Source organism: Pseudomonas sp. GCEP-101 (assembly GCF_025133575.1).
GTDB lineage: Bacteria > Pseudomonadota > Gammaproteobacteria > Pseudomonadales > Pseudomonadaceae > Pseudomonas > Pseudomonas nitroreducens_B.
In genome coordinates this window covers 5501849-5525756 of the sequence record NZ_CP104011.1, presented here as the reverse complement: position 1 = coordinate 5525756, position 23908 = coordinate 5501849, and the positions used below count along the sequence as shown (strand labels likewise).

The window sequence follows — 23908 nt, the reverse complement described above, 5'->3', positions numbered from 1 at the left end:
ATCGATGAGGCGCGCAATGAATCTGGAAACGCTGGACCTGGCGCGGCTGCAGTTCGCCTTCACCGTGTCCTTTCACATCCTCTTCCCGGCCATCACCATCGGCCTGGCCAGCTACCTCGCCGTGCTCGAAGGCCTGTGGCTGCGCAGCAAGGAGGAGGTCTACCGCGACCTCTATCACTTCTGGTCGAAGATCTTCGCGGTGAACTTCGGCATGGGCGTGGTCTCGGGGCTGGTGATGGCGTACCAGTTCGGTACCAACTGGAGCGGTTTCTCCGCCTTCGCCGGGAGCATCACCGGGCCACTGCTGACCTACGAGGTGCTCACCGCGTTCTTCCTCGAGGCGGGTTTTCTCGGCGTGATGCTGTTCGGCTGGCACAAGGTCGGGCCGGGGCTGCACTTCTTCGCCACGCTGATGGTGGCCATCGGTACGCTGGTGTCGACCTTCTGGATCCTTGCCTCCAACAGCTGGATGCACACGCCGCAGGGCCACGAGATCGTCGATGGCCGGGTGGTCCCGGCCGACTGGCTGGCGGTGATCTTCAATCCGTCGTTTCCCTACCGCCTGGTGCACATGAGCATCGCGGCGTTCCTCGCCACGGCGTTCTTCGTCGGCGCCTCCGGCGCCTGGCACCTGCTGCGCGGCCGCAACACGCCGGCGGTGCGCACGATGTTCTCCATGGCGATGTGGATGGCGCTGCTGGTGGCGCCGGTGCAACTGCTGGTGGGCGATGCCCATGGCCTGAACACGCTGCAGCACCAGCCCGCGAAGATCGCCGCCATCGAAGGGCACTGGGACAACGCCGAGGGCGGGCCGACACCGCTGATCCTGGTGGGCTGGCCCGACATGCAGCGCGAGGAGACCCGCTTCAAGGTGGAGGTGCCGGTGCTGGGCAGCCTGATCCTGCGGCACAGCACCACCGAGGCGATCCCGGCGCTGAAGGAGTTCGCCGCGCAGGACCGGCCCAACTCCACGGTGATCTTCTGGACTTTCCGCCTGATGGTCGGGCTGGGCCTGCTGATGATCGTCGTCGGCCTGTGCAGCCTCTGGCTGCGCTGGCGCGGGCGGTTGTACGACAGCCGGCCGTTCCTGCACCTGGTGCTGTGGATGGGGCCGTCCGGCCTGGTGGCGCTGCTGGCGGGCTGGGTGACCACGGAGATGGGCCGCCAGCCCTGGGTGGTCTATGGGCTGATGCGTACCCGCGACGCGGTTGCGCCACACGGCGCGGCGCAGCTCACCCTCACATTGCTGTTGTTCGTGGTGGTGTATTTCACCGTGTTCGGCGTGGGCTTCGCCTACCTGCTGCGCCTGGTGCGCAAGGGCCCGCAGACCGCCGAGGGCAGGGCGCCGGCCCAGGGCGGCGCGGGCCAGCAGAGCACGGCCGCGCGGCCGCTGTCGGCTGCGGGCGATCCGGACAACGACACCTCAACCGACAACAGGGGGAGCTGAACCATGGGCATCGACCTTCCGCTGATCTGGGCCGTGATCATCATCTTCAGCGTGATGATGTACGTGGTGATGGACGGCTTCGACCTGGGGATCGGCATCCTCTATCCGTTCTTCCCCGACACCGCCGACCGCGACGTGATGATGAACACCGTCGCGCCGGTGTGGGACGGCAACGAGACCTGGCTAGTGCTGGGCGGCGCCGGGCTGTTCGGCGCCTTTCCGCTGGCCTATTCGGTGGTGCTGCCGGCGCTCTACCTGCCGCTGATCATCATGCTGGTGGGTCTGGTCTTCCGTGGGGTGGCGTTCGAGTTCCGCTTCAAGGCGCGGGCACAGAAGCGTCACCTGTGGGACCTGTCCTTCATCGTCGGCTCGGTGGTGGCGACCTTCTGCCAGGGTGTGGTGCTGGGCACCTTCATCGATGGCCTGGAGGTGCGCGACGGCCGTTTCGCCGGCGGCTCGTTCGAGTGGCTGGCCGCCTTCCCGCTGTTCTGTGGCGCGGGGCTGGTGATCGCCTACGCCTTGCTCGGCTGCACCTGGCTGATCCTCAAGACCGAAGGCCCGCTGCAGGCGCGCATGCACGACCTGGCGCGGCCGCTGGCGCTGGTTCTGCTGGCGGTGATCGGCATCGTCAGCCTGTGGACGCCGCTGACCCACCCGGCTATCGCCGCGCGCTGGTTCAGCGTGCCGAACGTGTTCTGGCTGTCGCCCGTGCCGGTGCTCGTGCTGCTGTGCTTCTGGCGGCTGCTGCGCTCGGTGGCCAACGACGACAACGCGCGACCTTTCGTGCTCACCCTGGCGCTGATCTTCCTCGGCTATGCGGGCCTGGGCATCAGCCTCTGGCCGCACATCGTGCCGCCCTCGGTGACCCTCTGGGAGGCCTCCGCGCCGCCGCAGAGCCAGGGCTTCATGCTGGTGGGCGCGCTGTTCATCATCCCCTTCATCCTCGGCTACACCGCCTGGAGCTACTACGTGTTCCGCGGCAAGACCACGGTCGACAGCGGCTATCACTGAAACGCCAGCGCTGGGCCGCAGGGAAAGGCGGGGCCCGCAGGCCCCGTGGTGATGACGTAGGCATCAGGCGGACTCGTCGTGCGGGTCGTCACCGGACAGCAGATTGCCGTGCCCCAGGCCCACATCCTGCTCCGGCGTCACGCCGAAGCGGCTCCAGACGCGCTCATGGAAGTAGAACGCGACGGTATTGCAGGCCGGCTCGACCAGGGCGATCAACCCGCCGGTCAGCGCCGAGCCGGTCAGCAGGTAGGCGACGCAGAAGGCGATGGAGAAGTGCAGGACCGCGAAGGTGCAGGTCTTGAGCAGGGGCGCCGGCTTCTTCGCGGGGCTACAGCACGCCGTGAACAGGCGTGAATTCATCGCTTGGCCTCGTCCGCGTCGACGTGGTCGCGCGCCAGGTACGCGCGGGTGATTTCCGGCAGGTGCTCGCGCAGCCAGTCGGCCATGGCGACCTCCTGCGGCAGGATCTGTTTCAGCGCCGCCTCGGTGGCGCTGTCGCCCACTTCCTGGGCGGCGGCGATCAGCACGGTGTAGGCGGCGATTTCCATGTTCTCGAACACGTAGCCACTCATGGCGCCTTTCACCACCTCGTCGCTCACCGTCATGCCGCCGACCGCCTGCCCGAACGCCATGAGCTTGCCGCCCAGGTCCTTGAGCGTTGACGGGCTGCTGCCCAGGCGCTCCAGGCAGCCTTCGATCAGGCGCTGCTGCCCGCGGGTTTCCTCCAGGTGCTGGTCGATGCGGGTTTTCAGCTGCGGGTAATGCTCCAGCCGGCCGGACTGCGCCTCGAGCATCTTCTCGGCCTGCTGCTCCATGGCGTGGGCGTCGCGCAGCCAGTCCAGCAGGTTGTCTTTTTTGCTTGTCATGGTGAGGTTCTCCTCGGGTGGGTTGTGCCTGCTGTGAGTGGCACGAAATCACCTCGTTCAGTTTTCCTCGCCGATGGCCAGGTAAGCGCAACGCCAAGCGCAGCGGGCGTTTGCGAGAAGTTATGAACTATCGTCGCCGGGATTTTTCCACCCATCGGGCGCCAGGAAAGGTCCCCGTTTCGCCTACCCAGGGAAGCCCGCAAGACGACTGGAGGAATCATCCATGTTCGTGCACAACAAGCGACTGCAATACACGGTCAGGGTGGCAGCGCCCGACCCTGGCCTTGCCAACCTGCTGCTGGAGCAGTTCGGCGGCCCGCAGGGAGAACTCGCCGCCGCGATGCGCTACTTCACGCAAGGCCTGGCCGAGTGCGACCCCGGCCGCAAGGACCTGCTGATGGACATCGCCACGGAGGAGCTGAGCCACCTGGAGATCATCGGCTCCATCGTCGGCATGCTGAACAAGGGCGCCAAGGGTCGCCTGGCCGAAGGCGTGGACCAGGAAACCGAGCTGTACCGCTCCCTCACCGGGGCCGGCAACGACTCGCACATCACCTCGATCCTCTATGGCGGCGGGCCGGCGCTGGTGAATTCCGGCGGCGTGCCCTGGACGGCGGCGTACATCGACACCATCGGCGAGCCCACGGCGGACCTGCGCTCGAACATCGCCGCCGAGGCGCGGGCGAAGATGATCTACGAGCGCCTGATCAACGTCACCGACGACCCCGGCATCAAGGATGCGCTGACCTTCCTGATGACCCGCGAGCTGGCTCACCAGCAGTCCTTCGAGAAGGCGCTGCATGCCATCCAGCCGAACTTCCCGCAGGGCAAGTTGCCGGGGATGGCGGAGTTCACCAACCGCTACTTCAACCTGTCGCAGGGGGAGGGCGACACGCGAGGGCCATGGAACGAAGGCGACGACTGGGAGTACATCGAGTCGCCGGAACCTGCCGTGGACGGCGGCGATGGCAGCGCCACGGTGCAGCTGTCGGAGGAGGACAGCGAACTGCTCCAGCAGATGCAGGATCGCACCCGCTCGGACCCCATGGCCGACCCCGTCACCGGTGCCGACCTGGGGTCGGGGCTGGTGCCCAAGCAACCCTGAGCCAAGGCGGCCGACTGGTTTCCAGCGGCCGCCTGCGGAGATGACCATGTCCCCTGAACGCAACCCGACGCCGGCGCCACGCTCGGCGGAACGTCCGCAGCCGCGGAAGATGCCCGACCGCGAAGACCAATCCACCACGCCGCAGCGGCCCTTCGATGTGTCGCGGCCGCTGTCGCGCAACCTGTTGCATCCGGGCTAGCCGCCCGGTGCACCGGCTGCGCATCCCTTCACCCGGGCCGCCCACGGGCGGCCCCGCACCGCGAGGCACCCCCATGACCACGCCCGCCTATGTCATCAGCTACATTCTCGACAACCAGCCCATGAGCACGGTGCTGCATCAGGAGGAGCTGACCCTGGACGATGCACGGCGCTACGTGCAGTCCCTGCACAGCACGCTGGACCCGTCGCGCATCACCGATATCCAGCTCAGCCGTAACCAGCGCAGCCAGGAGCGCGACACCACGCCGGGGCACTATCGTCAGCCGTGAATGTGTCAGCCGTGAAAGGCGCAGCGGGCGGCTTGTCGTCCGCTGCCTGAAAGATTCCGTCGCCGCATGGGCCAACCCGCCGCCATGATGCCGGGCAGACCCACGCGACGACGGAAACCTCTTGATCAGCTCGTCGTCCCGGGGCCGGGGGCGCGGCTGACCCTGTGATTCCGTTGCAGCGCTACTGCGGGTGGCGCAGCAGCCATTGGCGCACGGCCTCGGTGGAGACGCCGACCGCATGCACGGCCTCGCGCAGGCGCTGCTCGCTGACACCGAAGGCCTCGGCCCAGTAACGCCGCTCGTAGTCTTCGTTGAGGTTGATCCGCGACGCGTCGGCGGGGCCGCGAATGTCGGGGTTGTCCATGGTGGTGACCTCCTGAAGGCAGGCGAAACGGGGTGTCGCTACCGGCGCGTCGGGCTCGCTTCTGCGCTAGCCAACGCTACTGGAGCAATGCAGCAAGGGGCAGGCCAACCCGGGGGCGCCGCAAACCCCCATCGCGTCGTTCGCCTGCAGGGACATTTGCACGCTGGGGCGCTGTACGCCGTGCATTCTGCGACGCTGGAAAACCCAAGCGAGGCGGCTAGCTCGAGGGTTTCGGCGATCCGTTCGTCGTCCTCTGGCAATCGGTTTGAACATCGGCGCCGGCCGTTTTTCAGACCCCCTGTAAGGCATCGAATTCTCGACCTTGCATCATCATTCACTGCCCAACGAGGTACTGAAAATGACGACCAACAAAAACCCCGGCAACTTTGCAAACGACAAGGAAAAGGCCAGCGAAGCAGGGAAGAAGGGTGGCCAGAACAGCGGCGGCAACTTCGCCAACGACCGTGAGAAGGCGTCCGAAGCCGGCCGCAAAGGTGGCCAGCACAGCCACGGTGGCGGCCGCAGCTAACGCTGTGCGCTGACCTCTGGGCCGGGCGTGCGCCCGGCTGCAGAGGTGCTCGCGGTGGTGCCCGGCTTGCGGCCGGGTCATCACCGCTGGCGTTTTGCTCCAGTGCGCCGTGCCAGCGATTCACTCCATGCCCAACTGCCGGCGCATCTTCGCGGTGATGGTCTGCCGGGTCTTGCCGTAGCCCGCCCAGGGGTCTTCCCCGAGTTCGTCCAGGCGCTGCACGACGTTGCGCAGCGTCCATTGAGCCGCCCCCTTGATCTGCTGAACCTCCTCCCGACCGATCGGCACCGACACCGGCAGGTGCTCCCGCGCCCTGACGGCGTAGGCGCAGGCGGTCGTCGCCCCCTGGCTGTTGCGCAGGTAGTCGATGAAGATCCGCCCGATGCGATTCTTCGGCCCGGAAACCGCGGAGAAACGCTCCGGCATCAGCCGCGCCATGTGCTGCACGATGCGCTTGCTGAAGGCCTTGACGCTCTCCCAGTCATCCTTGGGCCGCAGCGGCACGACGATGTGGATGCCCTTGCCGCCGCTGGTCTTGAGGAACGCGGTCAGGCCCAGTTCGTCGAGCAGCGCGAGGGTCAGCTGGGTGGCCTCGACCATGGTCTTCCACGGCAGCGCCGGGTCCGGGTCGAGATCGAGGATGAAGCGATCCGGCCGCGCCAGGTCGGCCGCCGTGGCGTTCCAGGTGTGCAGTTCCAGCGCGCTCATCTGCACCGCGCCGATCAATGCCTCGAGGTGATTGATCAGCATCACCGGTTGCCCCGCATGCTCCTTGCCGAGGCTCTCGATGCCGGGGATGGCCAGGCTGGCGGGGTTCTTCTGGAAGAACAGCTCGCCGGCGATGCCTTCGGGCGCGCGCACCAACGCCACCGGGCGCTGCGCGAGGTGCGGCAGCAACCAGGGCGCGATCGCGGCGTAGTATTCGGCCAGCTGCATCTTGGTCGTGCCGCTGCTGGCGTCGATGACGCGGCCGGCGTGGGTGATGCGGATCTGCTCCGCGGCCGGCGCCGCTTGCCTGGGCGGGTCGGCGGTCTTCGCCCGGCGGGCGGGCCGCGCCGGTCGTTCAGGGACGATGGCGCTGGCCGGCTTGTCGTCCCGCAGGCCATGGAACACCGAATGGCGGATGATGCCGTCGCGGGTCATCTGCGCGTAGGCGACCTCGGCGAGCAACTGTGGCCGCAGCCACTGCACGCCCCGGGCATCCACGCCGGTGGGCGGGTTGACCACCGGTGGCCGTTTGACCTGGAGCGGTTTCAACTGCTCGTGGATGCGGCGCAGCGAGTGCTCGTTGAAGCCGGTACCGACCTTGCCGGCGTAGCGCAGTTCGCCGCTGTCGGCGTCGTGCAGGGCCAGCAGCAGGGCGCCGAAGGCCGCGCGGCTGCCGCGCGGGGCGGAGAAACCCACCACCACGAATTCCTGGCGGTGCTGGCACTTGAGCTTGATCCAGTCGTCGCTGCGGCGTGACAGGTACAGGCTGCCGGCGCGCTTGCCGATCAGCCCTTCCAGGCGCATCTGGCAGGCGCTGTGGAGGATGGCCTGGGCGGATTCGTCGAAATCCTCGGAGAAGCGCAGCGCTTCGTCCTGGTTGTTCTGCAGTACGGCGCGCAGGGCGGCGCGCCGTTGTTCGAGGGCGACCCGGCGCAGGTCCATGCCGTTGAGGTGCATCAGGTCGAAGAGGTAGTAGACGATGCTGTCGCTGCGGTTGGCGTCGAAGGCGTTCTGCAGGGCCTGGAAATCCGGGCGGCCATCTTCGCCGGGCACCACCACTTCGCCGTCCAGCCAGGCGTTGTCCAGCCCCAGCGCTTCCAGGGCGCGAACCTGACCGGGCATGCGCTCGGTCCAGTCGTGGCCGTTGCGGGTGAACAGGCGCACCGTGCCGGCCTCCACGCGGGCGAGGATGCGGTAGCCGTCGAACTTGATTTCATAGCGCCAGTCGCCGTCCGGCGCCGATTCCACGAGGCTCGCCAGTTCGGGCTTGATCAGCGCGGGCAGCTCGCCCTTGCGCGCGCCCTGCAGGGGCTGCGCCGCGTTTTTTCGACGCGTAGGGGGCACGGCCGGGGCGCTCGCCGTGCCCGCTTCCGCCGTCTTCCGCCGACGCCGTGGCACGATGGTGCGCTCGCTCAGCACACTGTCGGGCAGCGCCTTGACGATGTCGTAGTCGGCTTCGTCGCGGGCGGCGGCGTCCTGGCTCTTGATCAGGAACCATTGCTCCTTGGCGCCGGCCATGTGGGTGCGCACCAGGTTCCACACGCCGCTGAGCTTTTCCCCCTGCAGCTCGAACTTCAGGCGGCCCTTGCGATAGGCCGCCGCCGCATCGCCGATGGGCAGCCAGATGCCGCGATCCCAGACGATGACATCGCCGGCGCCGTAGTGGCCTTCGGGGATGTGCCCCTCGAAGGCGGCGTAGTCCAGCGGATGGTCCTCGACGTGGACGGCCAGGCGCTTCACCTTCGGGTCCAGGCAGGGGCCTTTGGGAATCGCCCAGCTCTTCAGGGTCCCGTCCAGTTCCAGGCGGAAGTCATAGTGCAGCCGCGTGGCGTCGTGCTTCTGCACGCAGAACTGCAGGGCATGTTCGAGGGGTTTGCCGGAGCGCCTGCCGCTGGGCTCCGGCGTGGCGTCGAAGTCACGCTTGCGGTTGTACTCCTGCAGCGACTTCTTCATCCGCGAGCGACCGCATCAGGGCGAGATCGGATCGCTGGCGGGAAACGTCTCTTCCAGGGCGTGGTCGATGCGCGACTCGGAAACCGACGCGTCGGCGATGCCGGGTGACGGCGCCACCGCAGCGGCGGCCGGGTGGTCCTGCTGGGACAGCACCTCGGGATCGGCCGGCGTGATCGCCGCCTTCATCGCACAGTGCCCGGTGAACCCGCGCTTGGCGGCCAGTACGCCGGCGGCCGCGCCCATCCAGCCGCTGATGCCGCCGCGGCGAATACCCATGCCGATGGCCGCCAGGCCCAGTGCGATCGAGGTGGCTCGTTCGAAGCCGCTCAGGTTTTGCTCTGCCATGTCGTTCTCCAGTGTGCTTGGGCTTTGAAGCTTGGAAACTCTGAAGTTTGGAAGCCTCGGGCACGGGAGCGTTCAACCCGTTTGCAGGGTGCGGATGGATGGCAGGGCGGGTGGCGATGAAGGGAGCGAGCGGCGTGGGTCAGTGAATCGTCGGCACGCGCTGTTTCACCAGCTCCTGGGCCTGCCAGGTCATCTGGTCGAGCAGGCGGTCGCGCTTCTTCTCCGCCTCGCGCATGGCCTTGCTGCCGTTCTGCTTGACCAGGTAGGTGTGGATCTGTCGCACCTCCTTGGACTGGTAGATCGGCGCCAGGTCCTGCACCGCGACCAGGCCATCGGAGCGGTGGTCGCGGGTGTTCAGCAGGACGTGCGGACCCTGCGCCGCCAGCACGCGGAAGCCCAGCGCCTCGAACACCGGCACCTTGCCCGCGGCGCAGGCCAGCTCGGCGTGGGGGCGGTGCTCGGTCATCCTGCGCAGCAGGGCGCGGGCGATGCCCTGGCGGCGGTGGCTGGCCTGAACGGCGAGGTAGGCCAGGGTGCAGGCCTCGGCGTCATCCGCGCTGGGCAGGTAGAGGGCGAAGCCCAGGACGCGGGACGGGTCTTCATCGTCCAGCGCGAGGATCAGCCGCGCGCCGCTCGGCGAGGCGCCGTCCATGGCCTGCAGGTAAAGGTGCACCTCGTAGCCGATCACGTACTGGTACAACTGGAACAGCGGATTGCTCGGCGTCAGGGGCACCGGGCTGACGTCGCTGAAGTAGTCCACCACCATCTGCAGCACCTGGCTCTTCAGGGATTCGGGGGGCGACGTGTCGAGGGTGGCAAGGGTGAACATCTACGGCGGGCTCCGGGCTTGTCGATCCGGGCGGATCGACGCGGTCGCCATTGTAACCGCTGCGGGGGCGCGAAGGATTCCAGCACCACCCGACGCACGTACCTTGTTTTCCCGCCATCGGGGTCAATGCTCTACCGGGCTGCCAGCCATCCCGGCGGCGCCGCCGTCGGTGAGAGGCGGTCGGCAGGCCGATGCGGAGTTTCCCGGCGCTTGATATGCATCAACGGGCATTCGCCTCGGCCGAGCACACTGGATCGAATCGGCCCGGGGGCGAGCACGCGCTGTCAGCTGTGCCGCCCCCGGCCAGGTTCATCCATGGCGCACCCCAAGCAAGGAGAAAGAACGATGGCAATGATGAAAGCGGCGATCTTCGTGGAACCGGGCCGCATCGAACTGACGGACAAACCCATCCCGGAAATCGGCCCCAACGACGCGCTGATCCGCATCACCACCACCACCATCTGCGGCACCGACGTGCACATCCTCAAGGGCGAGTACCCGGTGGCCAAGGGGCTGACCGTCGGCCACGAACCGGTCGGCGTGATCGAGAAGCTCGGCAGCGCCGTGAAGGGCTACCGCGAAGGCCAGCGGGTGATCGCCGGGGCGATCTGCCCGAACTTCAACTCCTACGCCGCGCAGGATGGCGTGCCGTCCCAGGATGGCAGCTACCTGATCGAGAGCGGCCGCTGCGCCTGCCATGGCTACAAGGCCACCGCCGGCTGGCGCTTCGGCAACCTGATCGACGGTACCCAGGCCGAGTACGTGCTGGTGCCGGATGCCGAGGGCAACCTCGCGCCGATTCCCGACAGCCTGACCGACGAGCAGGTGCTGATGTGCCCGGACATCATGTCCACCGGCTTCAAGGGCGCGGAGAACGCCAACATCCGCATCGGCGACACCGTGGTCGTCTTCGCCCAGGGCCCCATCGGCCTGTGCGCCACCGCCGGCGCCCGCCTGCTGGGCGCTTCGACCATCATCGCGGTGGATGGCAACGCGCACCGGCTGGACATCTCCCGCAGCATGGGCGCCGACGTCACGCTGGACTTCACCCAGTGCGACGTGGTGGAGGCGGTGATGAAGCTCACCGGCGGCCGTGGCGCCGATTCGTCCATCGAATGCCTGGGCCTGCCGATTACCTTCGAGCAGGCGATGAAGGTGCTCAAGCCCGGCGGCACGCTGTCGAGCCTGGGCGTGTACTCCAGCGACGTGAAGATACCGCTGGCCGCCTTCGCCGCCGGCCTGGGCGATCACAAGATCAACACGGCACTCTGCCCCGGCGGCAAGGAGCGCATGCGCCGGCTGATGAGCATCATCGAGTCGAACCGCGCCGACTTCGGCTCGCTGGTCACGCACCACTATGCGCTGGACAACATCGTCGAGGCCTACGACCTGTTCGCCCACCAGCGCGACGGGGTACTGAAGGTCGCCATCAAGCCGTAAGGCGGGGAGGGGACGGCCGCCTGCCTGCGGCGGTTGTCCCCGTGCTGAATTCAATGGGGGCCCGGCATGGGCCCCGCGCATCCTCTCGGTAGTCAGGCAAGAAAACCCCGGGGCATCCAGCCCATGACGCCCGCTATGCAGGGAGCGCTCCCTCCGGCCGACCGTTCGCCAGCGGCCTGATCGCTCGACTGCCCGCAACACATACCCTGGGCTGCTCGGTCGGGGCGGCCCCGTGTGCTGAATCGTTGCAGACAGATTTTTTACATCCGTTGTTATAACGTTACTGCGGTTTATGTCTGATACCCGCCGTCCGTCGAGTGACGACGCGCGACGGCGGGTGCTTCCCGGAGTGTTCATGCGAGTCGATCTAGACACCGAGGCTCCCGACCTGGATGGGTTGCCGCGTTTCCAGCGCGCCAGGATCCACACGCGCCGGCTGGTCCTGATCAGCTACCTGGCGATGGCCATCGTGATCCTGTTCGCGGTGGTCCAGGGGCTGGTCGGGGTGTTCAGCCCCGATTCCCATTGGCTCGTTCTGCTGGCCGTCAACGCTGCCGCACTGCTCCTGCTGGCCGCCACGGCACAGTCCGCCTGGCAGGTGGCAAGCTGGCGCGTGGCGGCGATGGGGCAGGAGCCCACGCCGCTGTTCTTCTGGCGCCGTGCCGCCAGCGAAACGGTCGACCCCGAGTCGCTCAGCGTGGTCGAGCGCTGGTTCGCGCAGATCGCCGGGGCCTGCCGGCGGCACCTGCACGGCCTTGGCGCCGAGACGCCCTGGCTGATCGGTCTGGCGGGCCTGGCGCTGCTCATGGTCAGGAGCGCCTGGCGCCTCGACCTGCCGTTGCCGCAGGCGGCAGGCCAGGTGACCTGGGTTGCGATTGGCGTGCTGGCGGTATTGGCGTTCGGCCTGGTCGTGGTCGAGCGCCACCTGAGCGCGGAAAGCACGACGACCTGGCCCGAGGCCGGCGCACTGGCGGCCATGCTGAGGTTGGTCATCGCCGTGCAGGTGCTGACCATCGTCTGCCTGGCGTGCGTCGATGGCGAGCGGCTGTGGCCCGCGCGCATGGCGGTGTTGATCGGGGTGCTGCCTGCGGTGGCGGCCATCGAACTGCTGTCGCGGGCGGTCCTGGCGATGTTCCGCCCCTCGCGCCCGCGCGAGGAGCCGGCGCTGGTGGCGCGCAGCCTGGTGGGCGATCTCCTGCAATGGCCGCCCCGGCCGTTGGCGATGCTGCAGAGTGAACTGCACGAGCGACTGGGCATCGACCTGCGCCAGGTATGGGCCTTCGCGTTCATGCGCCGGGCGTTTCTGCCGGTGCTGGCGCTGGTGGCGCTGGTCGGTTGGCTGCTCACGGGCATCGTCGAGGTGCCCATGGGCAATCGCGGTGTGTACGAGCGCTTCGGCAAGCCGGTGGCGGTCTATCAGCCGGGCCTGCACGTCGGCCTGCCATGGCCGTTGGGCAAGGTGCTGAGCGTGGACAACAGTGTCGTCCACGAACTGGCGACCTCGGGCGAGGGCGTGGCGGAGCCGCTGGCCCCGGCCGAAGGCGCCGCGCCGGCGTCCGCCAATCGCCTGTGGGATGCCACCCACCTGAGCGAGAATTCCCAGGTCATCGCCGGCACCGACGGCGGTCGCCAGGGCTTCCAGATCGTCAACATGGACGTGCGCTTCATCTACCGCATCGGCCTGAGCGACGCGGCGGCGCTGGCGGCGACCTACCACAGCGCCGACGTGGCGCAATTGCTGCGCAGCGTCGCCAACCGCGTGCTCGTCCACGATTTCGCCGGCCGTTCGCTGGATGGCCTGCTCGGCGCAGAGCGGGAAGCGCTTGGCCGCGACATCGGCCGCGCGGTGCAGGCTGACCTGGACCGCATGGACAGTGGCGTGGAGCTGCTGGCCACCTCCGTGGAGGCCATCCATCCGCCGGCCGGTGCGGCGAATGCCTACCACGCCGTGCAGGCCGCGCAGATCACCGCCCAGGCGCTGATTGCCCGTGATCGCGGGCTGGCCGCGCAGCAGCTCGACCAGGCCCGCCTGACCGCCACGTCGCTGACCGACAAGGCCACGGCCGGCGCCCATGAAACCGCAACCGCCGCCAGCACCGCCGCCCTGCGCTTCGATGCCGAGCGCACGGCGTGGCAGCACGCAGGCCAGGCGTTCATCCTCGAACAGTACCTGGGCCGCTTGTCCCAGGGGCTGGCGGGGGCGAACAGTCTGATCATCGATCACCGCCTGGCGGCCAGCCAGGCCCCGACCCTGGACCTGCGCAGCTACACCGCGCCGGTCGACCCTACGCCGTCCAATCCCGCAGCGGGACGCCCGCAGGAGCGTAACCATTGAGTTCCCATACCTCGCACGGCCATGACCATCACGATCATGACCACGACCACCACGGTCATGACCACCACGACCACGACCACGACCACGACCACCACGAACAGGGTGGCGCCCATGAGCAGGCGCGCCCGGTCTGGGTGCGTCTTGGCGTGGCGCTGCTGCTCGTCCTGGTGATGGCCGCGACGGCGTGCTTCGTCCAGGTCCGCGTTGGCGAAGCCACGGTGATCACGCGTTTCGGCAATCCTTCCCGCGTGCTGATCGAGCCCGGGCTGGCCTGGCGCTGGCCGGTGCCGTTCGAGACCGCGGTGCCGGTCGACCTGCGCCTGCGCACGACGTCCAGCGGCCTGCAGGATGTGGGCACGCGCGATGGCCTGCGGATCATCGTGCAGGCCTACATCGCCTGGCAGGTGGCGCCGGACGCGCCGAGCATCCAGTTGTTCATGCGCGCCGTCCAGAACCAGCCCGACGAGGCCGCCCGCCAGATCCGGACCCTGGTGGGGTCGGCGCTGGAAACCACCGCCAGTGGATTCGAACTGGCGGACCTGGTCAACGTCGATGCCAGCCGGGTGCGGATCGATGCCTTCGAGCAGCGCCTGCGCGAACAGATCGAGAAGCAGCTGATCAACACCTACGGGGTGCGCGTGGTGCAGGTGGGAATCGAGCGCCTCACCCTGCCCAAGGTCACCCTCGACGCCACCGTCGACCGCATGCGGGCCGAACGCGAGACCATCGCCACCGAACGCACCGCCGAAGGCAAGCGCAAGGCTGCCGAGATCCAGTCGGCTGCCGAGCGCGACGCGAGGATTCTGGAGGCCGACGCCAACGTCAAGGCGGCGCAGATCCAGGCCCAGTCCCAGGTCCAGGCGGCGGAGATCTATGGCAAGGCCTATGCCGGTGCCCCCGAGCTCTACACCTTGCTGCGCTCGCTCGACACCCTGAGTTCGGTGATCAACCCCGGCACCCGTCTGGTGCTGCGGACCGATGCGGCACCGTTCCGGGCCCTCGTCGATGGCCCAGCGCTGCCTGCCGGAGCAGCCCATGAGCAGCACTGATCAGCGGTCGAGCCGGCAGCCGGATGGCCCCTGGCTGCAGGCCGGACGCATCGGCTTCCTCGCGCTGTACGCCGTGACGCTGCTGGCGGCGGTCGGCTGGCTGTTCGGCAATGTGCGTCAGGTGGGGCCTGAAAGCCGCGCGGTCGTGCTGCGACTGGGCGCGGAGCAGCGTATCCAGAATGCCGGCCTGTTGCTCGCCTGGCCGCAGCCGTTCGAGCAGGTGGTCATGCTGCCCTCGGCGGGGCGGGTGACCGAACGCCGGGTGGAACTGCTGCTGCGCTCGGATCTTGCGCAGAAGTCTGACCGCGACGGCTCGCTGGCCAGCGATGCGACGGCGGGCTCGGGCTATCTGCTGACCGGCGATTCGGGCGCCGTGCAACTGGATGTGCGGGTGTTCTACACGGTGAACGACCCCTACGCCTTCACCCGCCAGGGCCAGCACGTGGAGCCTGCCCTGGACCGCCTGGTGGAGCGCAACGCCGTGCAGATCTGCGCGTCGCGCGACATGGACGCCATTCTCGTCGCGCGTCCCGAACTGGTCGGCGGTGACGCGCAGCTGGCCGCGCACCGCGAGCAACTGCGTGGCGACCTGCAGCAGGGCATCAATGCCAGCCTGGCGCGCCTGCGCTCGTCCGGGGTCAGCCTCGGCATCGAGGTCGTGCGGGTCGATGTGCAGTCGTCCTTGCCCCTGTCCGCGGTCAGCGCCTTCAACGCGGTGCTCACCGCCAGCCAGCAGGCGGAGCAGGCCGTGGCGAAGGCCCGTAACGAGGCTGCGCGGCAGATGCAGCAGGCCACCCAGGCGGCCGATCGCACGGTGCAGGTGGCGCAGGCGCAGGCGAGCGAACGGCTGTCCCGCGCCCAGGCCGAGACCGCCACCATCGTCGGCCTGACGCAGCAGCAGGACCCGCAGCTGTTGCTGCGCCTCTACCGGGAGCGGGTGCCGGCGATCCTTGCCCGCGCGGGCTCGGTCACCACCGTCGACAAGGAAGACGCCGGGCGCATGATCCTGCCGGGGCCCACGCCATGACCCGCGCATCCTGCCGACCTGTTTCGACCCACCTTCACAGCGGGAGCTGCTCGCGATGAGTACTCATCACAGCCATGGCGACCATCATCACCACGGCCATGCGCACCTGACCTCCGGCTTGCTGACGCAGGCCGAGCGACGCACGGCCGCACGCCAGTTGAGCCTGGCGATGCTGGCCCTGGGGCTCCTGAGCCTCGGGCTGGTCTGGCGCTGGCTGGTGCCGACGCAGGAGGGCGTGAGCCAGTTGCTGCTGGGCATCGCCTCGCTGCTGGTGGCCATCCCAGTCTTGCGCTCGGCCTGGTACAGCCTGATGAAACCCAGCCTGCACGGCCTCACCGACCAGCTCATCGGCCTGGCCATGCTGGGCGCCTGGGCCACCGGCGACCTGGCTACCGCGGCGCTGCTGCCGATCATCATGATCTTCGGCCACATCCTCGAGGAGCGCAGTGTGCTGGGCTCGCAGGAGGCCATCGCGGCGCTCGGGCAGTTGACCCGCAGCCAGGCGCGGCTGATCGATGCCGGCGGCCAGGTGCGCGAAGTCGATAACGCCAGCCTCAAGCCGGGTGACCAGGTCGAGGTCCGCGCGGGCGACCGCGTGCCAGCCGACGGCCGCGTCCTCGAGGGGCAGGCGAGCCTCGACACCGCGCCCATCACGGGCGAGGCGGTGCCGCGGGAAGTGTCTCCCGGCATGGATATCCATGGTGGCTCGATCAACCTGGACGGCCTGCTGCGGGTGGAGATCACCCGTGTCGGCGACGACTCCACCCTGGGCAAAGTGATTGCGCTGATGCAGCGGGCCGAGCAGGCCAAGCCGCCGATCACCCGTCTGCTCGAACGCCACGCCGGCCGTTACCTGCTGCTGGTGCTGCTGATCGCCGCGGTGACCTGGTTCGTGACCAGCGATGCCCAGGCCATGCTCGCCGTGCTGGTGGCCGCCTGCCCGTGCGCCCTGGTGCTGTCCGCGCCGGCGACGGCAGTGGCGGGCATTGCCGTCGCCGCCCGGCATGGCATCCTGATCCGCGGTTCCGCCTTCCTAGAGGAATTGGCCGACCTGTCGTCGCTGGTGATCGACAAGACCGGCACGCTGACCTACGGCGACCTGCGCCTGCACAGCGTGATCGACACCGCGCAGGCTACTTCGCGGGCCGACATCCTGACGCTTGCCGCCAGCCTGGGCGCTGCCAGCAGCCACCCGGTCAGCCGCGCACTGTCGGCGCTGGTGGCGCACGACCAGCACCTGCCACTGGAGGATATCCATGAGCGCCAGGGGTTCGGCGTGGTGGCCCGCACGGCTGCCGGCGAGGCAGCGCTGGGGCGTCCGGAGCTGTTCCGCCAGCTCGGTCTGAATGTGCCTGCGGTCCCCGAGCACGATGGCCCGATTGCCGGCCTGGCGCTGAACGGACAGTTTCTCGCCTGGCTGCTGCTGGCCGACAACGTGCGTGCGGAGTCCGCCGAGGCCATGCAGCAATTGCGCGAACTCGGCCTGCAGCGGCAGTTGCTGCTGACCGGCGACCGCCGCCGGGTGGCCGACGCCATTGCGGCGCAGGTCGGCATCACGCGGGTGGTGGCCGAGGCGCTGCCCGAAGACAAGATGCGCCAGGTCAACGAGGAGCTTGAGGCCGGTTTCCGTCCCCTGGTCGTAGGGGATGGCATCAACGATTCGCTGGCGCTCAAGGCCGGTGTCGTGGGGGTGGCGATGGGCGCCGGCGGTGCCGACATCGCCCTGGCGGCGGCGGATATCGTGCTGATCAACGGCGACCTGCGGCGCCTGGGCACCTGCATCCGCCTCAGCCGCCAGTGCCGCCGTACGCTCCAGGTGAACGTGCTGATCGGCCTGGGCTGGACCCTGGCTATCGTCGTCGCCGCAGCGTTCGGCCTGCTGGGCGCGGCGGGGGCAATGATCGCGGCGCTGTTGCACAACCTCAGCACGCTGCTGGTGCTGACCAACGCCGGGCGCCTGTTGCGCTATGACGAGAGGCTCGTGGAACACCGCGCCCCATTGGCGGCGCAGCCGGCGTAGCGGCTCGACGCTTCGCTGAATGGCCCGCAGGCAAGCCGTCTACGGGGCGTTCAGCGGGGTGGCGGGCAGCAGGTCGATCCCGCACCAATCCATGCAATCGGTGGAGGGCCGCCCGCTGGCCTCGTTCAGGGCTCCTCCCGCCGGATCGGCGTCCTCGCCGCCTCGCGCAGGCTATCGAGGAGGTCGAGCACGGCGCTGTCCGGGTGCGTTTCGTCGCGCCAGCACATGCCGATCGAGCCTTCCGCCTCCAGGGCGAAATCCAGGCGGCGCAGCAGCCCGCGGCCGTGGAAGTGCTCGGCCACGCGCCCTGAGGCAATCGACAGCATGTCGCTGTTCTGCATCAGCCACAGGTTGCCCATCAGCGAGGAGGACTCCACCCGGCAGGGCAACGGCTTGAGGCCGGCGTTGCTCAGCGCCGCGTCGAGGCGGTTGCGGATCGGCGTGGCCGGTGGCCAGAGCACCCAGTCGTACTGGTACAGGTCCTGCCAGGTCAGGCCGCGGCGTTCGAGCAGGGGGTGGCCGGGGCGGGCCACCACCTGCATGGGTTCGCGGAACAGCATTTCGCTGTTGAGTGTCTGGCTGGGCTGGTAGTTGTCCACGCGGCCGACCACGACGTCCAGCTGCCCCAGCTGCAGGCGCTCCAGCAGCACGTTCATGGTGCTTTCCTGCAGCGAGACGTGGGCGTTGGGATGCTTGCGCAGGAAGTAGAGAACCGCGTCCGGCACCAGGCTGGGCGCCGAGGCGGGCGAGGTGCCGATCGCCACGCTCGGCGTATTGCCTTCGCGCAGGGCATCGAGATTGTTCTGCGCGCGCTCCATCTCGCTGAGGATGCGCCGCGCGTGGTTGACCAGCAGCGTGCCTTCGGCGGTGGGCCGCAGGCCGCGTGCGTGTCGCTCGAAGAGCGCCGCGCCGGCGTCTTCCTCCAGCTCCTTGAGCCACTTCGACATGCCCGGCTGGGTGGTGTGGGCCTGCCGCGCGGTGTCGCTCAGGCTGCCGGTTTCGGCCAGGTTCACCAGCAGTTGCAGATGGCGTGGGCGCAGGCGGCGGGTCCAGTGCATGGGGCAGGGTTCCTATATTTGAAAGTATATGGAGCCATCTGAAAATATCATTTTTCGGGTATGCCTTGCGGGCGTTTAATCGGGGCAACCAGGGGACGCTGCCCGAGTGTGCGAACCCCTACTGCAACTTCACAGCCCGCACAGGTGAAGAGATGAATAACGACAACAACATCCGCAACGCCCGCGCCGATTTCTACCAGCGCATCGACTCCCAGGACCTCTTCCCGCTCTGGGAGCAACTGCACAACCTGGTCACGCCCACCCCCGTGACGCCCTGTGTTCCGGCGCTGTGGCGCTACCGCGAGCTGCGCCCGTACCTGATGGAGGCGGGGCAGCTGATCAGCGCGGAGGAGGCCGTGCGCCGCGTGCTGGTGCTGGAGAACCCGGCCATCCGAGGCCAGGCGGCCATCACCCAGAGCCTGTACGCCGGCCTGCAACTGATCCTGCCCGGGGAGATCGCCCCCAGCCACCGGCATAGCCAGTCGGCGCTGCGTTTCGTGGTCGAAGGGCAGGGGGCCTACACCGCGGTGGATGGCGAGCGCACCACCATGCATCCGGGCGATTTCATCATCACCCCGTCCTGGACCTGGCACGACCACGGCAACCGCACCGAGGCCGAAGGCGGCGAGCCGGTGGTCTGGCTGGATGGCCTGGACATCCCCATCGTGCGCTTCTTCGGCGCCGGTTTCGCCGAGAACTACCCGGTGCCGGTCCAGCCGATCTCCCGTGCCGAAGGCAACGCGCTGGCCCGCTACGGCGCCAACATGCTGCCGGTGCGACACGAAGTCCGCGGCGTCACCTCGCCGATCTTCAGCTACCCCTACGAGCGCACCCGTGAGGCGCTGGCCAGCCTCGAACGGCAGGGCGATATCGACCCGTGGGACGGCGTGAAGCTGCGCTACGTCAACCCGGCCACCGGCGGCTGGGCGATGCCGACCATCGGCACCTTCATGCAGCTGCTGCCCCGTGGCTTCTCCGGCAAGACCTCGCGCGCCACCGACGCCACCGTGTACTCGGTAGTGGAAGGCCGCGGCCGGGCGATCATCGACGGGCAGGTGTTCGCCTTCGAACCCAGGGACACCTTCGTGGTGCCCAGCTGGGCCGCGGTGAGCCTGCAGGCGGACGAGGAGTGCGTGCTGTTCAGTTACTCCGACCGGCCTGTCCAGGAAGCCCTGGGCCTGCTGCGCGAAGCCCGCGACAACCACTGAAGGAAGACCCTGCCATGACCTACGTATTCCAACCCGCCGCGCCGACCAGCCTGGCCATCGCCGGCAGCGACGCGCGCTTCCCGGTTCGCCGCGTCTACTGCGTGGGCCGCAACTACGCCGCGCATGCCCGCGAGATGGGGTTCGACCCGGACCGCGAACCGCCGTTCTTCTTCTGCAAGCCGGCCGATGCGGTGGTGCCGGTGGCCGACGGGCAGACATTGGAGCTGGCATACCCGGCCCAAACCACCAATTACCACTACGAGATCGAGCTGGTCGCGGCGATCGGCAAGCCCGGCAGCAACATCCCGCTGGAGCAGGCCAACGAGCATGTCTGGGGCTACGCGGTGGGCCTGGACATGACCCGCCGCGACCTGCAGATGAAAATGCGCGAAATGGGCCGCCCCTGGGAGATCGGCAAGGCGTTCGACGCCTCCGCGCCCATCGGCCCGCTGCATCCGAGCAGCCAGGTCGGCCACCCGGCGCAGGCGGGCATCTGGCTGCAGGTCAACGGCAACGACAGGCAGCGCAGCGACATCGACAAGCTGATCTGGTCGGTCCCGGAAACCATCGCCTACCTGTCGCGCTTCTTCGAACTGCAGCCGGGCGACTTGATCATGACCGGCACCCCCGAAGGCGTCGGCCCGGTGGTGGCGGGCGACCTGATGCTGGGCGGCGTCGATGGCCTGGGCGAGCTGAGCGTCCGGGTCATCTGACCGCAGCGGGCCGGCGTTGCCGGCCCCTTCCTCTTTCTTCTGACGTGGCCCGCGCCCTGGCGCTGGCCCGGAGGATTCGTTCGTGTCCACACACAAGAACAATACGGTGGATGTACAGGCGTTCATCGATGGTCACCGCGTCGCTGGCTTCCAGTGGCGAATCCTGCTGCTGTGCTTCCTGGTCACCGCCATCGACGGGCTGGATACCGCTGCCATCGGTTTCATCGCGCCGGCCCTGCGCGAAGAATGGCACCTCACGCCCACGGATCTCGGCCCGGTGCTTGGCGCCGCGCTTATCGGCCTGATGCTCGGCGCGTTCATCGCCGGCCCGCTCGCCGACCGTTTCGGCCGCAAGTGCGTGCTGATTTTGTCGGTCGCCTGCTTCGGTGTCTTCAGCCTGGCGGCCGCCTTCGCCCCTGACCTCCACAGCCTGGCCTTGCTGCGTCTGCTCACTGGCCTGGGCCTGGGCGGGGCCATGCCGAATGCCATCACCCTGACCTCCGAGTACTGTCCGCAGCGCCGGCGCTCACTGATGGTCACGGCGATGTTCTGCGGTTTCACCCTGGGTTCGGCCCTGGGCGGGCTGGTGGCCGCGCACATGGTGCCGACCTGGGGCTGGCGCAGCGTGCTGGTGCTGGGCGGGGTCTTGCCGCTGGCGTTGCTGCCGCTGCTGGGCCTGATGCTGCCCGAATCGGTTCGCTACCTCGTGCGCCGCAACCCGAACGACGCGCTGGCCAGCACCATCCTCCAGCGCATCGCGCCACTGCCGGCGGGCGTGCAGGGCTTTCACATCGACGAGCCGGACTCCCAGCACTCGCCGGTGCGGCAGATCCTCGCGGCGCCGCTGCGTCGCGGCACCCTCACGCTCTGGCTGACCTTCTTCATGAGCCTGCTGATCATCTACGGCATGACCAACTGGCTGCCGCTGCTGATCAAGGACACCGGCCTGACCCTGAGCCAGGCTGCGCTGATCAGTGCGCTGTTCCAGATCGGCGGCACCCTGGGCGCCGTTTGCCTGGGCGCGGCGATGGATCGCTTCAACCCACACCATGTGCTGGTGGCGGCTTACCTGGCGGGCGCGGGGTTCCTCTTCGCCATCGGCCAATGCCATGCCGACTACCGCCTGCTCGGGCTGAGCGTGCTGGGCATGGGCTTCTGCGTGAGCGGTTCGCAGGTCGGCGCCAACGCCCTCGCGGCGGCCTTCTACCCCACCGGCAGCCGCGCCACCGGCGTCAGCTGGGCCCATGGCGTGGGGCGTATCGGCTCGGTCTTCGGCACCTTCGGCGGTGCGTACGTGCTCGGCTTCGGGCTGTCCTTCCAGGCGCTGTTCGCCCTGCTGATGCTGCCCGCCTTCGTCGCCGCCGTGGCGATCTTCCTCAAGGGCGCGGGGCGGCCCGCCGCCCTGCACGCCAAGACCCAAGCCACCTACTGATCCTGCGGAAAGCCAGCCATGCAACTCTATAGCTTCTTCAACAGTTCCACGTCCTACCGGGTGCGCATCGCCCTGGCGCTCAAGGGGCTGGACGCGCACTACCATGGCGTCAACCTGCGCGCCGGCGAGCAGCGCACCAGCCAGCATCGCGAGCTCAGCCCGATTGGCGGCGTGCCGGTGCTGGTGGACGACAATGGCGTCAGCCTGACCCAGTCCCTGGCGATCATCGACTACCTCGATGCCCGTTATCCGCACGCGCCGCTGCTGCCCAACGAGCCGGTGCTGCGTGCGCGGGTACTGGAGGCTGCCCTGCTGGTCGCCTGCGATATCCATCCGCTGAACAACGTGCGCGTGCTGGGCTATCTGCAGCGGGTGCTGGAGGTCAGCGGCGAGGAAAAGGACCGCTGGTACGCGCACTGGGTGGCCGAGGGGCTCTCGGCCCTGGAGGACCTCTTGCAGCGCCACGGCACCGGTCCTTACTGCTTTGGCGACACCCCGACCCTGGCCGACTGCTGCCTGGTGCCCCAGGTCGCCAACGCCCTGCGCATGGGCTGCGACCTGGACGGCTACCCGCGCATCCTCGCGGTGTATCGCCACTGCCTGGCCCAGGAAGCCTTCCAGCGCGCCGCGCCCGAGCGCCAGCCTGACTTCATCCAATAAGAACAACGGTCCGCCCGGCGCGGACCCCGATCCATTCCCGTGGAGATCCGAATCATGACTGCCCAACAACAATCGATCATCATCGTCGGCGGCGGCATCGGTGGCCTCGCCGCTGCCCAGGCACTCACCGCGCAAGGCATCCAGGTGCTGCTGCTGGAACAGGCGGAGCAGATCGGCGAGATCGGCGCCGGCATCCAGCTCGGCCCGAACGCCTACTCCGCCCTCGACGCCCTGGGCGCCGGCGAGGCGGCGCGCAATCGCTCGGTGTTCACCGACCACCTGATCATGATGGATGCCATCGACGCCCACGAAGTGGGGCGGATGGAAGTGGGCGAGAAGTTCCGCCAGCGATTCGGCAATCCCTACGGCGTCATTCACCGCGCCGACATCCACCTGTCGATCTTCGAGGCGGTGCAGAAGAACCCGCTGATCCGCTTCCAGACCTCCACCCAGATCACCGCCATGGAGATGGACGACCGCGGCGTGACCCTCACCGACAGCCGTGGCAATCGCTACCAGGCCGATGCGGTGATCGGCTGCGACGGCGGCAAGTCGCTGGTGCGCGGCAAGCTGGTGGGCGATGCGGCGCGCGTGACCGGCCACGTCGTCTACCGCGCCGTGGTGGACGTGGAGAACATGCCGGAGGACCTGCGGGTCAATGCCCCCATGCTCTGGGCGGGCCCGCGTTGCCACCTGGTGCATTACCCGCTGCGCGGCGGCAAGCAGTACAACCTGGTGGTGACCTTCCACAGCCGCCACGAGGAACAGTGGGGCGTCACCGATGGCAGCAAGGAAGAAGTGCTGTCCTACTTCGAAGGCATCCACGAACGCCCGCGGCGCATGCTCGACCGACCGACCTCGTGGCGCCGCTGGGCCACCGCTGACCGCGACCCGGTGGAGCGCTGGGGCGAGGGCCGCGCCACCATCCTCGGCGACGCCGCGCACCCGATGACCCAGTACCTGGCCCAGGGCGCGTGCATGGCACTGGAGGATGCGGTGGTGCTCGGGCAGGCCGTGAAGGCGTGCGACCGCGACCTGGAAGCGGCCTTCCGCCTCTACGAATCGATCCGTATCCCGCGGACCGCGCGGGTGGTGTGGTCGGCGCGGGAGATGGGCCGGCTCTACCACGCCAAGGGCGTCGAGCGCCTGGTGCGCAACCAGCTCTGGGCCGGCCGCAGCCAGGACCAGTTCTATGACGCCGTGCAGTGGCTGTACGGCTGGAACATCAACAACTGCATGAATCGCTGAGCCGCACGCCGCCTCCGGCACCTGCCGGAGGCGGCGCTGTCACGGACATTTCCGCGAACCACCCTGGGTACAA

The 23908-nt window shown here is 68.4% G+C and carries 22 protein-coding genes and 1 pseudogene; 16 read left to right on the top strand and 7 right to left on the bottom strand.

Annotation, left to right across the window (positions count from 1 at the left end; genetic code table 11):
* Positions 1 to 16: 16 nt before the first annotated feature.
* Together N0B71_RS24910 and cydB are read left to right on the top strand one after the other, a co-directional pair.
* Positions 17 to 1447 (top strand): cytochrome ubiquinol oxidase subunit I, encoded by a 1431-nt coding sequence (locus tag N0B71_RS24910; protein WP_259755584.1) that lies wholly within the window; start codon positions 17 to 19, stop codon positions 1445 to 1447.
* Between the two features lie 3 nt (positions 1448 to 1450).
* On the top strand, positions 1451 to 2458 hold the full coding sequence (cydB, locus tag N0B71_RS24905) for a cytochrome d ubiquinol oxidase subunit II (protein ID WP_259755583.1): 1008 nt from the start codon (positions 1451 to 1453) through the stop codon (positions 2456 to 2458).
* Positions 2459 to 2521: 63 nt separating this feature from the next.
* On the opposite strand, the gene N0B71_RS24900 is transcribed toward cydB, so the two are convergent.
* Positions 2522 to 2818 carry a DUF2061 domain-containing protein gene (locus tag N0B71_RS24900; protein WP_259755582.1) on the bottom strand — a complete coding sequence of 99 codons (297 nt, stop codon included), beginning with the start codon at positions 2816 to 2818 and terminating at the stop codon, positions 2522 to 2524.
* Complete coding sequence (locus tag N0B71_RS24895; RefSeq protein ID WP_259755581.1) at positions 2815 to 3324, bottom strand: ferritin-like domain-containing protein; 510 nt, start codon at positions 3322 to 3324, stop codon at positions 2815 to 2817. The genes N0B71_RS24900 and N0B71_RS24895 overlap by 4 nt, the downstream gene beginning before the upstream one ends.
* Positions 3325 to 3547: 223 nt before the next feature.
* On the opposite strand from N0B71_RS24895, the gene N0B71_RS24890 reads away from it, so the two are divergent.
* The 3 genes from N0B71_RS24890 (at position 3548) to N0B71_RS24880 (ending at position 4917) form a co-directional block, all read left to right on the top strand.
* A complete protein-coding gene (locus tag N0B71_RS24890; protein ID WP_259755579.1) occupies positions 3548 to 4429 on the top strand; it encodes a manganese catalase family protein in 882 nt (293 codons plus the stop codon).
* Between the two features lie 46 nt (positions 4430 to 4475).
* Positions 4476 to 4628: a hypothetical protein gene (locus tag N0B71_RS24885; RefSeq protein WP_259755578.1), complete on the top strand. Its 153-nt coding sequence runs from the start codon at positions 4476 to 4478 to the stop codon at positions 4626 to 4628.
* Between the two features lie 73 nt (positions 4629 to 4701).
* The gene (locus N0B71_RS24880; RefSeq protein WP_259755577.1) at positions 4702 to 4917 is read left to right on the top strand and encodes a hypothetical protein; all 216 of its coding nucleotides are present in this window, start codon (positions 4702 to 4704) and stop codon (positions 4915 to 4917) included.
* Between the two features lie 181 nt (positions 4918 to 5098).
* On the opposite strand, the gene N0B71_RS24875 is transcribed toward N0B71_RS24880, so the two are convergent.
* Positions 5099 to 5281 (bottom strand): DUF3606 domain-containing protein, encoded by a 183-nt coding sequence (locus N0B71_RS24875; protein ID WP_259755576.1) that lies wholly within the window; start codon positions 5279 to 5281, stop codon positions 5099 to 5101.
* Between the two features lie 379 nt (positions 5282 to 5660).
* Between N0B71_RS24875 and N0B71_RS24870 the strand changes: the two are divergent.
* Positions 5661 to 5810: pseudogene (locus N0B71_RS24870) on the top strand (general stress protein); the annotation flags it as partial.
* A 120-nt stretch (positions 5811 to 5930) separates the two neighbouring features.
* Here N0B71_RS24870 and ligD read toward each other — a convergent pair.
* The 3 genes from ligD to N0B71_RS24855 form a co-directional block, all read right to left on the bottom strand.
* On the bottom strand, positions 5931 to 8471 hold the full coding sequence (ligD, locus tag N0B71_RS24865) for a DNA ligase D (RefSeq protein WP_259755575.1): 2541 nt from the start codon (positions 8469 to 8471) through the stop codon (positions 5931 to 5933).
* Positions 8472 to 8486: 15 nt separating this feature from the next.
* Entirely contained in the window at positions 8487 to 8816 is a 330-nt protein-coding gene (locus N0B71_RS24860) for a YgaP family membrane protein (RefSeq protein ID WP_259755573.1), read from the bottom strand.
* A 139-nt stretch (positions 8817 to 8955) separates the two neighbouring features.
* On the bottom strand, positions 8956 to 9645 hold the full coding sequence (locus N0B71_RS24855) for a GNAT family N-acetyltransferase (RefSeq protein ID WP_259755572.1): 690 nt from the start codon (positions 9643 to 9645) through the stop codon (positions 8956 to 8958).
* Between the two features lie 345 nt (positions 9646 to 9990).
* On the opposite strand from N0B71_RS24855, the gene N0B71_RS24850 reads away from it, so the two are divergent.
* From N0B71_RS24850 to N0B71_RS24830, 5 genes are all read left to right on the top strand, one after another.
* Entirely contained in the window at positions 9991 to 11085 is a 1095-nt protein-coding gene (locus tag N0B71_RS24850; protein ID WP_259755570.1) for an NAD(P)-dependent alcohol dehydrogenase, read from the top strand.
* 355 nt (positions 11086 to 11440) lie between these two features.
* Positions 11441 to 13420, top strand: coding sequence for a protease modulator HflK (hflK, locus tag N0B71_RS24845; protein WP_259755568.1), 1980 nt, complete (start codon positions 11441 to 11443; stop codon positions 13418 to 13420).
* Entirely contained in the window at positions 13417 to 14469 is a 1053-nt protein-coding gene (hflC, locus tag N0B71_RS24840) for a protease modulator HflC (protein ID WP_259755566.1), read from the top strand. Before hflK (N0B71_RS24845) ends, hflC begins: the two co-directional genes overlap by 4 nt.
* Positions 14456 to 15496: a protease modulator HflK gene (gene hflK / locus N0B71_RS24835; RefSeq protein WP_259755564.1), complete on the top strand. Its 1041-nt coding sequence runs from the start codon at positions 14456 to 14458 to the stop codon at positions 15494 to 15496. The genes hflC and hflK (N0B71_RS24835) overlap by 14 nt, the downstream gene beginning before the upstream one ends.
* Before the next feature lie 55 nt (positions 15497 to 15551).
* Entirely contained in the window at positions 15552 to 17516 is a 1965-nt protein-coding gene (locus tag N0B71_RS24830) for a heavy metal translocating P-type ATPase (protein ID WP_259755562.1), read from the top strand.
* Between the two features lie 125 nt (positions 17517 to 17641).
* On the opposite strand, the gene N0B71_RS24825 is transcribed toward N0B71_RS24830, so the two are convergent.
* The gene (locus tag N0B71_RS24825) at positions 17642 to 18574 is read right to left on the bottom strand and encodes a LysR substrate-binding domain-containing protein (RefSeq protein WP_259755560.1); all 933 of its coding nucleotides are present in this window, start codon (positions 18572 to 18574) and stop codon (positions 17642 to 17644) included.
* Between the two features lie 152 nt (positions 18575 to 18726).
* On the opposite strand from N0B71_RS24825, the gene gtdA reads away from it, so the two are divergent.
* The 5 genes from gtdA to N0B71_RS24800 all read left to right on the top strand — a co-directional run bounded on the left by gtdA (position 18727) and on the right by N0B71_RS24800 (position 23835).
* Positions 18727 to 19782, top strand: a complete 1056-nt coding sequence (gtdA, locus tag N0B71_RS24820; RefSeq protein WP_259755559.1) for a gentisate 1,2-dioxygenase — start codon at positions 18727 to 18729, stop codon at positions 19780 to 19782.
* Between the two features lie 14 nt (positions 19783 to 19796).
* A complete protein-coding gene (locus N0B71_RS24815; protein WP_259755557.1) occupies positions 19797 to 20495 on the top strand; it encodes a fumarylacetoacetate hydrolase family protein in 699 nt (232 codons plus the stop codon).
* Between the two features lie 82 nt (positions 20496 to 20577).
* Positions 20578 to 21927 (top strand): MFS transporter, encoded by a 1350-nt coding sequence (locus N0B71_RS24810; protein ID WP_259755556.1) that lies wholly within the window; start codon positions 20578 to 20580, stop codon positions 21925 to 21927.
* An 18-nt stretch (positions 21928 to 21945) separates the two neighbouring features.
* Entirely contained in the window at positions 21946 to 22587 is a 642-nt protein-coding gene (maiA, locus tag N0B71_RS24805) for a maleylacetoacetate isomerase (protein ID WP_259755555.1), read from the top strand.
* Between the two features lie 54 nt (positions 22588 to 22641).
* Positions 22642 to 23835 (top strand): 3-hydroxybenzoate 6-monooxygenase, encoded by a 1194-nt coding sequence (locus N0B71_RS24800; protein WP_259755554.1) that lies wholly within the window; start codon positions 22642 to 22644, stop codon positions 23833 to 23835.
* The last annotated feature ends 73 nt before the right edge of the window (positions 23836 to 23908 follow it).